The sequence below is a fragment of the Gordonia sp. X0973 genome (assembly GCF_013348785.1).
Taxonomy (GTDB): domain Bacteria; phylum Actinomycetota; class Actinomycetes; order Mycobacteriales; family Mycobacteriaceae; genus Gordonia.
This window is the reverse complement of sequence record NZ_CP054691.1, coordinates 965,331-980,600: the sequence shown is the minus strand read 5'-3', so window position 1 is coordinate 980,600 and position 15,270 is coordinate 965,331. Positions and strand designations below refer to the sequence as shown.

General features: G+C 68.2%; 16 protein-coding genes and 1 pseudogene. 10 read left to right on the top strand and 7 right to left on the bottom strand.

What is annotated here, in order from left to right; all coding sequences use genetic code 11:
- The first annotated feature begins 261 nt into the window (after positions 1-261).
- From HUN08_RS04825 to HUN08_RS18345, 5 genes are all read left to right on the top strand, one after another.
- Positions 262-1,554, top strand: coding sequence for a DUF222 domain-containing protein (locus tag HUN08_RS04825; protein WP_301546892.1), 1,293 nt, complete (start codon positions 262-264; stop codon positions 1,552-1,554).
- 54 nt (positions 1,555-1,608) lie between these two features.
- Positions 1,609-2,886: an IS21 family transposase gene (istA, locus tag HUN08_RS04820; RefSeq protein ID WP_124249144.1), complete on the top strand. Its 1,278-nt coding sequence runs from the start codon at positions 1,609-1,611 to the stop codon at positions 2,884-2,886.
- A gap of 2 nt (positions 2,887-2,888) precedes the next feature.
- Positions 2,889-3,683, top strand: a complete 795-nt coding sequence (gene istB / locus HUN08_RS04815; RefSeq protein ID WP_298446595.1) for an IS21-like element helper ATPase IstB — start codon at positions 2,889-2,891, stop codon at positions 3,681-3,683.
- 59 nt (positions 3,684-3,742) lie between these two features.
- Positions 3,743-4,006, top strand: coding sequence for an HNH endonuclease signature motif containing protein (locus tag HUN08_RS04810; RefSeq protein ID WP_124248422.1), 264 nt, complete (start codon positions 3,743-3,745; stop codon positions 4,004-4,006).
- Positions 4,007-4,328: 322 nt separating this feature from the next.
- A complete protein-coding gene (locus tag HUN08_RS18345; protein ID WP_124248423.1) occupies positions 4,329-5,816 on the top strand; it encodes an aldehyde dehydrogenase in 1,488 nt (495 codons plus the stop codon).
- A gap of 208 nt (positions 5,817-6,024) precedes the next feature.
- Here the strand turns inward: HUN08_RS18345 and HUN08_RS18340 are convergent.
- A pseudogene (locus tag HUN08_RS18340) lies at positions 6,025-6,531 on the bottom strand (cytochrome c biogenesis CcdA family protein); the annotation flags it as partial.
- A gap of 74 nt (positions 6,532-6,605) precedes the next feature.
- Positions 6,606-7,352, bottom strand: a complete 747-nt coding sequence (locus HUN08_RS04800) for a thioredoxin domain-containing protein (protein ID WP_124248425.1) — start codon at positions 7,350-7,352, stop codon at positions 6,606-6,608.
- 55 nt (positions 7,353-7,407) lie between these two features.
- On the opposite strand from HUN08_RS04800, the gene HUN08_RS04795 reads away from it, so the two are divergent.
- From HUN08_RS04795 to HUN08_RS04785, 3 genes are read left to right on the top strand one after another with little or no spacing between them, the layout of a single operon-like run.
- Positions 7,408-7,977 carry an N-acetyltransferase gene (locus HUN08_RS04795; protein ID WP_124248426.1) on the top strand — a complete coding sequence of 190 codons (570 nt, stop codon included), beginning with the start codon at positions 7,408-7,410 and terminating at the stop codon, positions 7,975-7,977.
- Positions 7,970-8,314, top strand: coding sequence for an iron chaperone (locus HUN08_RS04790; RefSeq protein WP_124248427.1), 345 nt, complete (start codon positions 7,970-7,972; stop codon positions 8,312-8,314). The genes HUN08_RS04795 and HUN08_RS04790 overlap by 8 nt, the downstream gene beginning before the upstream one ends.
- Positions 8,311-9,189, top strand: coding sequence for a DNA-3-methyladenine glycosylase (locus tag HUN08_RS04785; RefSeq protein ID WP_124248428.1), 879 nt, complete (start codon positions 8,311-8,313; stop codon positions 9,187-9,189). Before HUN08_RS04790 ends, HUN08_RS04785 begins: the two co-directional genes overlap by 4 nt.
- Here HUN08_RS04785 and HUN08_RS04780 read toward each other — a convergent pair whose 3' ends face one another.
- Both HUN08_RS04780 and HUN08_RS04775 read right to left on the bottom strand, forming a co-directional pair.
- Entirely contained in the window at positions 9,190-9,858 is a 669-nt protein-coding gene (locus HUN08_RS04780; protein WP_124248429.1) for a response regulator transcription factor, read from the bottom strand. It abuts the gene before it with no gap.
- On the bottom strand, positions 9,848-11,044 hold the full coding sequence (locus HUN08_RS04775; RefSeq protein ID WP_124248430.1) for a sensor histidine kinase: 1,197 nt from the start codon (positions 11,042-11,044) through the stop codon (positions 9,848-9,850). The genes HUN08_RS04780 and HUN08_RS04775 overlap by 11 nt, the downstream gene beginning before the upstream one ends.
- Positions 11,045-11,223: 179 nt before the next feature.
- Here HUN08_RS04775 and HUN08_RS04770 point away from each other — a divergent pair, with 179 nt between their 5' ends.
- Together HUN08_RS04770 and HUN08_RS04765 are read left to right on the top strand one after the other, a co-directional pair.
- Complete coding sequence (locus HUN08_RS04770) at positions 11,224-11,415, top strand: hypothetical protein (RefSeq protein WP_124248431.1); 192 nt, start codon at positions 11,224-11,226, stop codon at positions 11,413-11,415.
- 28 nt (positions 11,416-11,443) lie between these two features.
- Positions 11,444-12,883: a cytochrome P450 gene (locus tag HUN08_RS04765; RefSeq protein ID WP_124248432.1), complete on the top strand. Its 1,440-nt coding sequence runs from the start codon at positions 11,444-11,446 to the stop codon at positions 12,881-12,883.
- A 3-nt stretch (positions 12,884-12,886) separates the two neighbouring features.
- On the opposite strand, the gene phoU is transcribed toward HUN08_RS04765, so the two are convergent.
- From phoU to pstA, 3 genes are read right to left on the bottom strand one after another with little or no spacing between them, the layout of a single operon-like run.
- Positions 12,887-13,552, bottom strand: a complete 666-nt coding sequence (phoU, locus tag HUN08_RS04760; RefSeq protein WP_124248433.1) for a phosphate signaling complex protein PhoU — start codon at positions 13,550-13,552, stop codon at positions 12,887-12,889.
- 53 nt (positions 13,553-13,605) lie between these two features.
- A complete protein-coding gene (pstB, locus tag HUN08_RS04755) occupies positions 13,606-14,382 on the bottom strand; it encodes a phosphate ABC transporter ATP-binding protein PstB (RefSeq protein WP_124248434.1) in 777 nt (258 codons plus the stop codon).
- Between the two features lie 12 nt (positions 14,383-14,394).
- Positions 14,395-15,270, bottom strand: a complete 876-nt coding sequence (gene pstA, locus HUN08_RS04750) for a phosphate ABC transporter permease PstA (protein ID WP_124248435.1) — start codon at positions 15,268-15,270, stop codon at positions 14,395-14,397.

Sequence of the window (15,270 nt, the reverse complement as noted above, 5' to 3'; positions counted from 1 at the left end):
AGCCGTGTCGGTCCGGTGGGTGGTCGAGTGGGCCCTCGTGGGTGGTCGAGTGGATCCGAGGCGCTAGCCGAGGAACCGTATCGAGACCCGGTGAGAAGACCTCGCCAACAGGTCGCAATGCGTGATCACTGCAGGCCAACACCATATTCACGGCATGTCAGACCCCGGTTGTAGGCTGGATTCAAACAGATCGAACAACATGTAACACATGTGAACACACATACGACAAGTGGATCACAACGTATTGATCGGGGGGATCGGATGGACACCACAGAACTCGACCGGTTCGTGACGATGCTGGCCGATGACCTGACACCGACCGCGGCCGAAACCGGAACCGGGGTGGGGTTCGTGTTGGCCTCGGCCGAGGCGGTCGTCGACGACGACAAGTTGGCGGCGATCATGACCGCCGGATTCCGCATGGTGGCGATCGGGAACTATCTGATGGCCGCCGCCGCTGATCGGGCCCACGCCATCGGAGTCCCGGCCCGACAAAACCTCAAGACCGGCCGCGACCTGCTGGGCCAACTCCCGCTGGCACCAGCAGCAGTCGCGCGGTTGGGCCGGCTGGCCGACAACCTTGCCGCGTTACCCGACCTGGCCCGCGAAGTCCGCGACGGCGACCTCTCCCTCGAGCACGCCGACGCGGTCATCCGCGGCCTCGGCCACGTGTCGAGCAGGTTGGATGTGAACGGTTTCGCGGAGAACAAGAACCAGATCGGTTCCGCCTTGCTGCAGGAAGCCCGCTGGGGCACCCCCGCCCAAGTAGCAGACAAGGCCCGCACGATCGCCCACGAGTTGGCGCCGGATCATCCACCGGTGATCGCGCCGGCGGAGAACCCGTTGCTCAACACCGCCACGATTGCCCGTACTGATGAGGGTCGGGTGACGGTGGAGGCAGATCTGGACCAACTGTCCGGGGAAACACTGATCACCGCCCTCGACGCCCTGTCGGCACCCAACAAGGATTTGCCCGACGGTGATCCGCGTACCCGGGGGCAACGTTTGGCCGACGGCCTGGTCGACATCGTCAACACCTATCTGGCCAACCCCGACCGACCAGTCTCGGGTGGGGTGGTGCCCCACATCACCCTCACCGTGCCCCTACCCACCCTCCTACCAGCCAACGGTGGTCGAGTCCCGTCGTCAGCGGCACCGGCTGTGTTGGCTGGGGGTCTCGATACACCGTGTTCGGCTAGCGCCTCACCCGGCACTCGACCACCCACCAGACAGCCGAGCACCACAGACGGTGACCGCACGTCAGAGACGGGCGGCGAGTCCCCGCCATGGTGGTCGAGTGACTTCGAGGCGCTAGCCGAGAAGTCGTATCGAGACCCCCACACCACGATCGCCCACCTCGGGTTCACCGGAGCGGTATCGACCTCCCAGGCCCGTGCACTGTGCTGCGGCAACCCCGAACTCACCGCGATCGTGATGGCCGACGGGATACCGATCGATGTGAAACCGACTGCCCGCTTCGCCACCGGCGCCCTGCGCAAAGCCCTGGTCGCCCGTGATCGTGGCTGTCAGTTCCCCGGTGTCGACGACGCGTGAATACTGACCCCCAGACGACGGGTGAAAGTTGACCCCCCTCGTCATTCTGGAGGGATGATTTCAGTGGAAGACTGGGCCGAGATCCGTCGGCTGCACAAGGCGGAGGGGTTGTCGATCAAGGCCATCGTCCGGGTGACCGGGCACTCGCGGAACACGGTGCGCGCGGCGCTGCGGTCGGACGCGGCGCCGAAGTACACGCGGCCGTCGAAGGGCTCGTTGGTCGACGCCGTCGAGCCACAGATCCGTCAGCAACTCACATTGGATCCGAAGATGCCGGCAACGGTGATCGCCGAACGGATCGAGTGGACGAACTCGTTGACGATCTTGAAGGACCGGATCCGGCAGATCCGCCCGGAGTACGTCGGGATCGACCCGGCCGATCGGATCGTCCACAAGCCCGGCGAGTCGGCGCAGATGGACTTGTGGTTCCCCGAGACGCGGATCCCGACCGGGTTCGGCAACGCCGAGATCCTCCCGGTGCTGGTGATGACGTTGACGTTTTCGAAGGTTCTGTCGGCGATGATGATCCCGTCACGGCAGGCCGGAGACATCCTGGCCGGGATGTGGGCGTTGATATCGGCGATCGGGAAGGTCTCGAAAACGCTGGTGTGGGACCGCGAATCAGCGATCGGCGGCACCGGGAAAGTCACCGAGCCGGCGCAGATGTTCGCCGGAACTCTGGGCACCAGGATCGTGCTCGCGCCGCCCCGAGACCCGGAGTTCAAGGGGATGACCGAACGCAACAACGGCTATTTCGAGACCTCGTTCCTGCCGGGTCGGGAATTCGCCTCACCCGCGGACTTCAACTCCCAACTTGGGTTGTGGTTGCCGAAGGCGAACGCGCGGACGGTGCGGTCGTTGCATGGTCGACCGATCGACTTCCTCGACGAGGACCTGGCCGCGATGACCGGGTTGCCGCCGGTGGCGCCGCACGTCGGCTTGTCCTCGCGAGTCCGTTTGAGTCGTGACTACTACGTGCGGGTCGACGGTAACGATTACTCGGCGCATCCGTCAGCGATCGGCCGGTTCGTCGACGTCGCGGCGAGCATGGACGAGGTCGTGATCTCCTGCCAGGGGCAGGTCATCGGTGCTCATTCGCGGTGTTGGGACACTGCGCGCACGATCACCGACGACGAGCACGTGGCCGCGGCGAAGGTCCTGCGTCATGACTATGCGCAAGCCCAGAAGGCCAGGTACCAGGCGGCTCGTCGGGGAAAGCTGGTGCCGGTCGAGCCCGCGCTGGTGCGCGATACCGCCTCCTACGACGAACTGTTCGGGGTGGACTTCGACCCGAACCCGACGACCGGTCATCGCGAGGTGATCGCATCATGACCATGACGGCATCTGCGGCCGGTTCGTCGACGGCCTCGACGTTGGCGTATCTGGCTCGGGTCCTCAAGACCCCGACGATCGGCCGGGTGTGGGAACAACTGGCCGACACAGCCCGCGAGGAGGGCTGGTCGCACGAGGAGTACCTGGCCGCGGTCCTGCAACGGCAGGTCGCAGACCGTGAAGCCTCCGGCACCAGGTTGCGGATCGCCGGCGCCCATTTCCCGGCGGTCAAGTCGTTGGAGGACTTCAACCTCGATCACCAGCCATCGCTGCGACGAGACGTGTTGGCGCATCTGACGACGATGTCGTTCGTGGCCAAGGCCGAGAACGTCGTGCTCCTCGGGCCGCCCGGAGTCGGCAAGACGCATCTGGGGATCGGGCTGGGCATCAAGGCGTGCCATGCCGGATATCCGGTCGCGTTCGACACCGCGACCGGGTGGGCCGCTCGCCTGCAGGCCGCGCACACCGACGGCCGCCTCGAGCACGAGTTGAAGCGGCTGCGCCGCTACAAGTTGTTGATCATCGACGAGGTCGGCTACCTACCGTTCGACGCCGATCAGGCGAACCTGTTCTTTCAGTTGATCGCGCACCGTTACGAGCAGGGCTCGATCCTGGTGACCTCGAACATGCCGTTCGGCCGGTGGGGCGAAGTGTTCGGCGACGACATCGTCGCCGCAGCGATGATCGACCGGCTCGTGCACCACGCCGAAGTCCTCACCCTCAGCGGTGACTCGTACCGGACCCGCTCCCGACGGGAGCTCCTCACAACTTCGCCCGAACCGGGCGAACAGCAGTAACCAACCATCAAAGGGGGTCAGGTTTCAGACGTCGATAGGGGGTCAGATTTCACCCGCCGTTGACACCCGGCTGCGGCACACCCGCGGCGTGGACCCAGGCCCACCACATCCAGCACTGGGCCGATGGCGGTGAAACCGTCCTCGCGAACATGGTGCTGCTGTGTTCACGCCATCACCACACCTCCATCCACACCCAAGGCTGGGAAGTCACCATCGGCGCCGACGGACACCCCTGGTTCCGCCCACCCCACATAACCACCGGACGGAAGGACTGGATGCCCTGCCACCAACGACGCAGCCACACACTCACCCACGCCGCCTAGCCGTGGTCTCGATACGGTTCCTCGCCCAGCGGCTCGGATCCACTCGACCACCCACTAGGCAGGCACGACCACCCATAAGCGACCCGCCGCTTCGACGGGCCCGCACACGTCCTTTGAGAACTTCACAACGACTGGCGCGCTCCGACCGGGGCCGCACCTCGCACGCGAGAACAATGTCCCGATTCTTAGACACTCACGGCTTCGGAACGGGGGGACGCTGTACGCGTCAGCCCCACGACGACGTGAGAACCAGGGACCGTGTCGCGCAGGTGTGGCCCCGGTCGGACCCGGGGCCGATCTCCGGCACAAGGACGGAGAAGCCATGACTGTTCAGACCGCGAAGCCAGCCGCACTACCCGCCTTCATCGGCGGCGAGAAGAAGAACCTGATCGGCGGCAAGTGGGTGCCGGCTTCATCCGGGGAGACCATCCCCGTGATCAACCCGGCGACGGGTGGATCACTCGGATCGATCGCGGCGAGCGGATCGACCGACGTCGACGCTGCCGTCGCGGCCGCACGCGCGGCGTTCGAGGGCGAGTGGAGCAGCTGGACACCAGACCAGCGCCGCAAGTTGATCCTCAAGATCCATGACGTGCTGCTTGAGAACTTCGACGAGCTGGCGATGATCGAGACCCTGGACATGGGCGCACCGCTCGCGCGGACCAAGCCGTTGAGCGGCTGGACGTCGCAGGTCCTGCAATTCTTCGCCGGTCAGGTCGGCGCGGGCACGGTCGCGGCACCGGAGAACTCCCTGCCGGGCGACTTCCTCACCCTGCGGTACCGGCCACCGGTCGGCGTGGTCGGCGGAATCATCCCCTGGAACGGGCCCCTGATCGGCCTGTGGTGGATCTTCGGCCCCGCTCTCGCCACCGGCTGCACGGCGGTCCTCAAGCCCGCCGAGGATGCCTCGCTGTCCGTCCTGCGGATCGCCGAACTGATGACGGAGGCGGGAGTCCCCGACGGCGTCATCAACGTCGTCACCGGCTACGGCAAGGACGCCGGCCACGCGCTGGCCGAGCACCACGGCGTCGACCGCATCGCCTTCACCGGATCGGTGGGCACCGCGCAGACCATCGTGCGCGCCTCGGCGGGCAACCTGAAGCGCCTCCAACTCGAGCTGGGCGGCAAGTCGCCCGACATCGTGTTCGCCGACGCCGACCTCGACAAAGCCGTCCCCGGCGCGGCGATGGGCGTCTACACCAACAGCGGCCAGGTCTGCGTCGCCGGCACCCGAATCTTCGTGCAACGACCGATCCACGAAGAGTTCGTCGCGCGGATGACCGAGTTCACCAAGACGATCCGCGTCGGCAACGGCCTCGATCCCGACACCCAACTCGGACCGCTGATCTCCCAGCGACAACTCGACCGCGTCCTCGGCTACATCGACGTCGGCAACAAAGAGGCAAAACTGGCCGCCGGCGGCAACCGCCTCGGCGGCGACCATGCGGACGGCTTCTACGTCGAGCCGACGGTGTTCGCCGGCGCCACCAACGACATGACGATCGCTCAGGAAGAAATCTTCGGCCCGGTTGCCACCGTCATCCCGTTCGACACGATGGACGAGGCCATCACCCTCGCCAACGCCACCCCGTACGGGTTGGCCGGCGGCCTGTGGACCGAGAACCTCGGCACCGCCCACAAGGTCTCCCAAGCCATCCAGGCCGGCACCGTCTGGGTCAACTGCTACGGCGTCCTCGACCCGTCGATCGGATTCGGCGGCACCAAGATGAGCGGATACGGCTGGAAGGGTGGCCGGGAACACGTCGAGAGCTACCTCTACGACAAGGCCGTCTACCTGAATCTCGGCTGAAGAACCACGCGACCCCGGCGATCACCACCGCCACCGCGACGACGACCCAATTCGAGACACCGCCGCTGACGCGCGCGACCCACGACTCCAGGTGGTACTGGTCCGTGGCGCCGACGATCCCGCCCAGCGACGCCGTCCCTTCGGTGATCAGCAACAGCACGCCGACTCCGATGGTGAGCACTCCCCCGACGATCGACGTCCACGTGTTGTGCCAGCGACCGACGGTCACCTCGCGCGGGCGGACGAGCCGCCGGACGACGGGCAGCCGGTCCCAGGCGAACGCGAGGACGAGCAGCGGGATCACCATCCCCGCCGCGAACACCATCAACGTGATGCCGCCCATGACCGCGTTGCCGCCGACCGCCGCGTAGGTCAACGCGGCACCCAGCAGCGGTCCGGCACAAACCCCGGCCAACCCGTAGACGGTGCCCAGCGCGTACACGGCCGCCGACGACGCGGAGTCGGCGCCGGAACCGGTGAACGACGGCATCGGCAGCGGAATGCCCGCCACCATCACGACGCCGAGCACGATGACGACCCAGGCCGCCACAGTCACGAACGTCGTCCGGTGCTCGCTCACGAAAGCGCCGAGCGTGCCGGCCAGGATGCCCAGCGGCACCAGCGTCGTGATGAGTCCCAGATAGAAGACACCCGTCTTGGCGACCAGCTGCCCGGGACTGGCGAACGCATAGGAGAAGAAGGCGGGCAGCAGCATCACCGAGCAGGGGCTCAGCAGGGTCAACATGCCGCCCAGCAGGGCTCCGAGTAGTCCGAGTTCCATCGCCCCGGCTACCCCGCGGCGTGCTTGATCGCGTCGTCGAGGTATTCGCGGAACGTCCCGATCGGCTGGGCGCCCGCCAGCGCCGAGCGGCCGGCAACGAAGAAGGGCACACTCGCGACGGTCAGTTGCTGGGCGCGAACGGTGGCGGCCTGCACCTCGGTGACCAGCGACTCGTCGTCGAGGTCGCGTTGGAAACGTGCCATATCGGGCACGCCGGCCACGGTGGCGAAGTGGACGAGCTTCTCGCGCGGGAGATCGGGATGGCCCTTCTCCGGCGCCTCGGCATAGACCGCCCGGAGGAATTCGAAGAACTTGCCCTGGTTGGCCGCCGCAGCAGCAGCCGCCGCGGCCTTCTCCGACTGCTCACCGAAGAAGGCGATGTCGGTGACCTCCAAGCGCACCTTGCCGGGCTTGATGTACTCCTTCTCGATCACCGGCAGCACCTCGCGGTTGAACACCGCGCAGAACGGGCAGCGCAGGTCGGTCCAGAGCACCAGGACCACGGGCGCGTTCACATCGCCCATCGCCATCGGATCCTTCGGATCGCGCCGGACCATCGAGAGCTCCTCGGGACGCGGCCCGAGCGGCACGCCCGACGAGGGAGCGGCGGCCGACGGTGCGGCCGTCGGCGGCGGCGCATCCTTCTTCGACGTCAATTGCGCGACGACGACGAGACCGGCGAACACCACCGCGACGACGAGCGCGATGACGATGAATCGGCGCTTGGGCGCACCCGCCTCAACAGAATCGCTCATACCCCACACTTATCGGGTATCGCCGCGAGATGCCAACCACACTAGGTTGGATCACATGCCGATCGTTCCCGTCGACGACTCGAACCGCACCCAGGCCGCCACGGTGCTGGCCCGTGCCTTTCGCAACGATCCGCTGATCCGTTGGCTCGTCGCCGACCCGAAACGCGACCAGGCGATGTTCGATTTCACCGGCTCCTATCACCGCGCCCCCGACAGTTCCGACCTGTTCCTCGACGAGAACGGCACGCCCGTGGGCGCCGCGATGTGGGATCCGCCCGGGTATCGGCCGTCGATGAACAAGTGGACGGCGACCTATCGGGTCGTCACGATCTTCCGCACCCGCATCCGCCGCGCGGCACTGGTCGAGGAACTCTTCCCCACGATGCGCCCCAAAGAACCGCATTGGTATCTCGGGACGATCGGCGCCGTCGAGCAGGGCCGGGGAATCGGCAGCGCGCTGCTGGAACACCGCCTCGGCCGAATCGAGGGGCCGGCCTACCTGGAGAGTTCGAACCGGGCGAATATCCCGCTCTACGAGCGATTCGGGTTCGCCGTCGTCGACGAGGTCGTCCTGCCGGACGGCCCCACCGTGTGGCCGATGTATCGAAAGAGTGCCGATGGATAAGCCGGCCAGCGTCGACGCCTATCTCGACCGGTTCGACGGCGAGACCCGCGCCCGGATGGATCGCCTGCGCACCCTGATCCACACCGTCGCGCCGGATGCCGTCGAGTCGATCTCCTACGGCATGCCCGCATACAAGCTGAACGGCAAACCCCTGGTCTACTTCGCCGCCTTCGCCCACCATGTCGGGCTGTACGCGACGCCGTCGGGTCACGCGGCCTTCGCCGACGAGCTGGCCGGCTACAAGCAGGGCAAGGGCTCGGTCCAGTTCCCCCTCGACCAGCCGATACCGTGGGATCTCGTCGAGCGGATCGTGGCGTTCAAGGCCGACGGTCGATGACCGGTACCCTCACCCGCACCTGGTCACCCGGTTTCGCCCTGGACCTGCCGACGACGATCGGCACGCATCGGCGCGGCTCTGGCGACCCGACGATGAGATTCGACGCTGACGGATCGGTGTGGCGTGCCAGCCACACGCCCGACGGTCCCGGCACCCTCTACCTGCGGCGGCGCGGCGGCGACGTCGACGCCCGGGCCTGGGGTCCGGGCGCGGCGTGGCTGATCGAGCAGTTCCCCGATCTGCTCGGCGCGGCCGACGATCCGGAATCGCTGCGCACCGACCACCCCGTCGTCGCACGTATGCAGCAGCGGGCTCCCGGTCTGCGCATCGGTCGCTCGGCGCGGGTCTGGGAGTCCCTGGTGCTTGCGGTTCTCGAGCAGAAAGTCGTCGGGACCGAGGCCTGGCGGGCCTGGCGCTACCTGGTACGCCGCCACGGCGAGCCCGCCCCCGGCCCGAACTCCGCCCTGTTCGTGCCGCCCCCGCGTCGGGAATGGGCATCGATCCCGTCCTGGGAGTGGCACCGCAGCGGCGCCGAACCCGTCCGGATGCGGACCATCGTGCGCGCCGCGGCGATGGACGTCGAGCGCGGCGCCGACCATCTGCGGTCGCTGCGCGGCATCGGGCCGTGGACGGCGGCCGAGGTCCGACGCCGGGCCGTCGGCGACCCAGATGCCGTCCCCGTCGGCGACTACCACCTGCCGACGGTCGTCGGCCACACGCTGATCGGCGAGGCCGTCGACGACGCCGGGATGCTCGAATTGCTCGAGCCCTTCGCCGGGCAGCGCGGCCGTGTGGTGCGGTTGTGCGAGGTGTGCGGGACGCGCCCGGCGCGGCGCGGACCGCGCATGTCGGTGCGCGACTACCGCGCCATGTGATCAGCCGCCGGAACGCGGCGCCACGACACCGTGGTCGAAGGCGAAGACGACCGCCGCCGCCCGGTCGCGGACGTCCAGGGCGCGGAAGATCTTTCCGACGTGGCTTTTCACCGTGACCACGGAGATGACCAGCTCCGCCGCGATCTCGTCGTTGGTCAGCCCGCGACCCATCAATTCGAGGACGGTTCGCTCGCGCGCGGTGAGCCGCTGCAGCGCCCGGGCGACGTCGGCGCCTGGCGGCGGGCTCGACGAGCGATAGGCCTCGAGCACCCGGCCGGTCACCGCCGGGTCGAGCACCGCCTCCCCCGCGGCCACCAGCCGCACCGCCCGGATGAGTTCCTCGGCCGGCGAATCCTTGAGCACGAAACCGGCCGCACCGGCCCGCAGGGCCGCGGAGAGCAGCTCCTCGTCGCGGAAAGTCGTGAGCACCAGCACGGGCGGCCCGCCGCGCAGCGCGGCGGTGGCCGCCATCCCGCTGACCCGCTTCATCCGCAGGTCCATGACGACGACGTCGGGATCGCAGGACGCGACGGCGGCCGGCACCTCGTCGCCGTCACCGCACTCGGCGACGATCTCGAATCCGTCGCGCCGCCGCAGGATGCGGCGCAGGCCGGAGCGGACCAGTTCCTGGTCGTCGACGAGGACCACGCGAATCGGCTCAGCGTCCACCGAAGACCTCCTCGACCGGGCAGGTGACCCGGTCGGGCACCACGTCGCCGAACTCCGCGCGCACCACCCATTCGCCGCCGACGACACCCGCGGAGAACACGCCGCCCAGGTTCTCCACGCGCGAGGCCATCCCGGCCAACCCCAGGCCACTGCTGCCCCGGCGCACGGCGCCGACGGGATTGGTGATGCGAACCGCGTAGCCCCGTCGGCCGACCGGCCCCGCCGACACCTCGACCGGACGATCCGCCGCATGCTTCGACGCGTTCGTGAGCGATTCCTGCACCACCCGGTAGACGGCGAGACCCGTGGCGCTGGACAGGTCTTCGACGGGATCGCGCACAGCGACGGAGACGGTGGACCCCGCCCGACGGAAGCCGGCCACGAGTTCGCCGACATCCGCCAAACCGGGCTGGGCGGCGTCGGACACCCCGTCGGTGCGCAGCAACTCGATGGTGCGCCGCACATCGCCCATCGCCGCCCGCCCCTGACTCTCCGCGTCGCGCAGCGCCTCCACCGCGTCGGCGACGTCGTCTCCGCACTCCAGCGCACGTCGGGCCGCCGTGACGTTCAGCAGCACGATGCTCAGCGAATGCGCGACGACGTCGTGGACCTCACCGGCGATCCCGGCGCGATCGACGATCTGCTGCTGCTCGCGCTCGCGCCGCTCCGCATCCGACGCCCGCAGCTGCTGTTGCATCAGCTGGCCGACGCAGCCACCGAAGCCCACCATCATGACCAGGGGCAGCCAGCCCTGTTCGACGGCACCCGACACCACGCCGCCGATCATCGCCGCCTCAAAGGCGAGCACGTAGAGGATCGCCTGCCGGAAGGGCACGACCGCCGTCGTCATCGTGGCGGCCAGCACCAGGATCAGTGGCGAGACGTCGCCGTGTACCGGAATCGACCAGAACAGCCCCGTCGTCGCCACGCTGTTGACCAACAGCACCGGGATCAGCGGACGATGACCCTTGAACAGGGTGAGGACCGAGGACGCGCTCCCCAACACGAAGGCGGCGGCGAGGATCGACCACTGCCAACCGGATACTCCCGCGACGAGGCGCTGGACGGCCGCGAACGAGGTGAAGCAGACCATGCCGGCTTCGGCCACCAGCATGTAGTAGGGCGGGTAGTTGTAGCCGGTCAGCGCGAAGGCATGTCGGTAGCGGTCGAGAATCCAGCGCACCACCCCTGCGATCCTAGCCCCCGCCGCGCCGCCGGACCTCCGCCCACGGGCGGATTCGCCACTCCTCCCCGAGACGGGCACAAGATGGTCCCGTAGCCCGCTGACGTGCCCCGATGGCGGACCTAGCGTGATTACCAAGCCCCGGACACCCGGCCCGGGACGCCGAGGTGAAGGAGCACGTCATGCTGTACGTCATCGCCGCCGCCGCAGTCATCGGAGAAGCCATCTACCTGTTGATGCACAACCCCAACGGCCTGGACTTCCGCAACCGCGAGTTCGCCGACGCGCTGCACGATCGGGAACTCCGACGAGAACGCGAGCGCAAGGCCGCCCGGCACGCGCTGGAAGCCGGTGCGGCCCACCACGCCGCGTAATACGCTGGATCAACGGGGAGGAATAGCGATGACCGCGACGATCACCACACCGAGCACGAGCACCCGACACTGGTATCTCGCACCGCCGGACGCACGGTCCGGCCTCGGCGACGGCGCAGGTGCGGACGGGCCGGTGGCCTTGGTCGACGCCCATCGCTCCCTGCTGCCCGGCGGGTTCTCCACGTCGCTGGCCTTCGTCACCCGCCAGGGCGACCTCCTGTTCGGCGACGCGGCGCGCGCCGCCCGGCGCGGCACCGACGTCCTGCGCTACACGCTGCCCGGCGGCCCCGGCGGGCCCGTCGTCCTGATCTACGACCCCGGGCAGATCAAGACGGTGATGACCGCCGATGAGTCGATCGCCCCGTCGGCCACCCACCAGTCGCCGTTGGCCCCCATCGTCGGGCCCGACTCCGTGCTCACCTCCATCGGCGAGCGCCACCGCCAGCAACGCGCACTGCTGCTCCCCCGCTTTCACGGCAAGGCCGTCGCGAAGTATCAGCAGAGCATCGAACGGGCCACCGACGCCGGGTTGCGCGCGTGGCCGGTCGGCAAGCCGGTACCGCTGTCGGACATCGCCCACGCGATCACCCTCGACGTGATCATGTCGGCCATCTTCGGCCTGCCCGATCCGAGCGAGGCGACCGACGCCGAGCGCGCCATGCGCACCGCCATCCTGCGCCTGCTGCGGCTGTCGACGACCCCCTTCGCCACCGTCACCCAGCTGGTGAACGCACGGCGGGAAGACCCGGTCGGCCTGCTCAAACTGGTCCTGGCCGGGGTCGACCGCGCCGTCTACCGCGTGCTGGCCGAGCGCCGCGCCGAACCGGGATCGACGTCGCGCGACGACATCATGGCGCTACTGCTCGCGGCCCGCGACACCGACGGAAACCCCTTGTCGGACAGCGAGATCCGCGACGAACTGATGACCTTGGTCCTCGCCGGACACGAGACGACGGCCAACACGGTCGCGTGGACCTTCGAGCGCCTCACCCGCAACCGCGAGGTCTACACGCGGGCCCGCGCCGCGGCGTTGGGCGGCGACGAGCCCTACGTCGAGGCCGTCATCAACGAATCGATGCGGGCGCGCCCCGTCGTCCCGATCGTCGCGCGGAACCTGTTGGCCCCCTTCGACTTCGGCGACGTCCGCGTCGAGCCGGACACCACCGCGCTCGTCAGCATCCTGCTGCTGCACCACCGCGACGACCTGTATCCGCACCCCTTCGAGTTCAACCCGGACCGCTTCCTGGGCACCCGCATCAACCCCTACGAGCTGATGCCCTTCGGCGGGGGTATCCGCCGCTGCCTGGGCGCACCGCTGGCGATGGCGGAGTTGCAGACGGTCGTCGGCGCGATCCTGCGCCGGGTCGACCTGCGCACCCACGACCGACCGGCCGAGAAGCCGCGGCACCGCAACGTCACGATGATCCCGGCCCGCGGCGGCATCGTCGTGGCCGACGCGATCGACTGAGCCCTACTCCTGCTCGGCGATGATCTGCTCCGGGGTCTTCCCGGTCGCCTGGAACACGACGCGCCGCCCGACGGCGACGGCGTGGTCGGCGAACCGCTCGTAGTAGCGGCCCAAGAGCGTCACGTCGACGGCGGCGGCCACCCCGTGCGGCCAATCCCGGTCCATCAGCACGCTGAACAGGTGGCGGTGCAGGTCGTCCATCGCGTCGTCGTCGGCGCCGAGCGCGAGCGCCGCATTGGCGTCGAGGGAGTCGAGCACGTCGCGCGCCCCGTGCGCGAGCCGGACGGCCAACCGGCCCATCTCGGCGAAGTAGCCGCGCACTTCCTCGGGCAACGCAGGCTCCGGGTGGCGCAGTCGCGCCACCTTGGCGACGTGCAGCGCCAGCGCGTACATCCGGTCGATGTCGGCAACAATCTGGAAGCCGCTGACGACCTCGCGGAGTTCGCCGGCCACCGGCGCCTGTAGCGCCAGCAGCTTGAAGGCCCGGTCCTCGGCGTCGGCGGCCAGCCCGGTCATCCCCTCGCGGTCGCGCAGCAACTCCTCGGCGACGTCGAGGTCGGCCTGCAGCAGCGCCCGGGTCGCGTGCTCCATCGTGACGCCGGACAGCTCACACATCTGGCCCAGCGTGGAATTCAATTCGGTCAATTGCTCGTGATATGCGGTACGCATCGGTATCCCTGCTAATCGTGGTGGCGAGTCGGTGGGTGAGTCGGTGCGGACGGTCAGCCGAACCGGCCGGAGATGTAGTCCTCGGTCTCCCGCTTGGTCGGGTTGGAGAACATGGTCTCGGTGTCGTTGATCTCGACGAGCTGCCCGGGCTGCCCGACGCCTTCGAGGTTGAAGAAGGCGGTCTTGTCGCTGACCCGGGCGGCCTGCTGCATGTTGTGCGTGACGATGACGATGGTGAACGCCTTCTTGAGCTCGCCGATCAGATCCTCGATCGCCAGTGTGGAGATCGGGTCGAGGGCCGAGCAGGGCTCGTCCATCAGCAGCACGTCGGGCTCGACGGCGATGGCCCGGGCGATGCACAGCCGCTGCTGCTGACCGCCGGACAGTCCCCCGCCTGGCTTGTCGAGGCGATCCTTCACCTCATCCCAGAGGTTCGCCCCGCGCAGGCTGCGCTCGGCCACCTCGTCGAGTTTTCGGCCGTTGCGCTCGCCCTGCAGTTTGAGCCCGGCGACGACGTTGTCGCGGATCGACATCGTCGGGAAGGGGTTGGGGCGCTGGAAGACCATGCCGATGGTGGAGCGCACGCTCACCGGGTCGACGGCCTTGCCGTAGATGTCCTCCCCGTCGAGCAGCACCGACCCGGTCGCATACGCGCCGGGGGTGACCTCGTGCATGCGGTTGAGGGTGCGCAGCACCGTCGACTTGCCGCAGCCGGACGGGCCGATGAAGGCGGTGACGCTGCGCGGCGGCACCTTCAGCGACACGTCTTTCACGGCGAGGAATTTGCTGTAGTAGACGTTCAGATCGGTGATATCGAGGCGCTTGGCCATGATGGATAGTCCTTAGCTCTTCTTGGGCGCGAAGACGGTCGAGACGACCTTGGCTCCGACGTAGGCGATGGCGACGAGGATGACCAGCGAGAGGGCCGCCCCCCAGACCTTGTCGAAGGCGCCGGGTCCCTGGCCGTACTGCTGCACCATCATCAGCGGCAGCGATTCCTGGTTACCGTCGAACGGATTCCAGTTCATCGCCTTGGTCGAGCCGACGAGGATCAGCACCGGCGCGGATTCGCCCATGACGCGGGCGATGGCCAGCATGACGCCGGTGACGATGCCCGAGAGCGCCGTCGGCAGCACGATCCGCAGGATGGTCTTCCACTTGGGCACGCCCAGCGCATAGGACGCCTCGCGCAGGTCCTGTGGCACGATCTTCAGCATCTCCTCGGTGCTGCGCACCACCAGCGGCATCATCAGCAGCACCAGCGCGATGGCGACGAGGAATCCCATCCGCGGCATGCCCAGCGTCGTGCGCCACACCGCGTAGACGAACAGCGCCGCGACGATCGACGGGACGCCGGAGAGGATGTCGACCATGAAGGTGGTGGCGCGGGCCAGGACCGATTTCCCGTCGGAGTATTCGACGAGGTAGACGGCCACGAGGATGCCCAGCGGCACCGAGATGATCGTCGCCAGCAGCGTCTGCACCAAGGTGCCGACGACGGCGTTCGCCGCACCCCCGTAGCGCTCCGAACGCAGCCACCAATTCGGGTCGACGATCGGGCCGATCCCCTTGGCGATCAGCGTCACCAGCAGCCACACCAACGGGATCATGGCGATGACGACGGCCAGGACGACCGCGCCGCGGGCCACGCCGTTGACCGCCTTGCGACGGCCGCTGAGCGGTTTGAAGCTGGACCGGACCGATTCGACGGTGGTCAT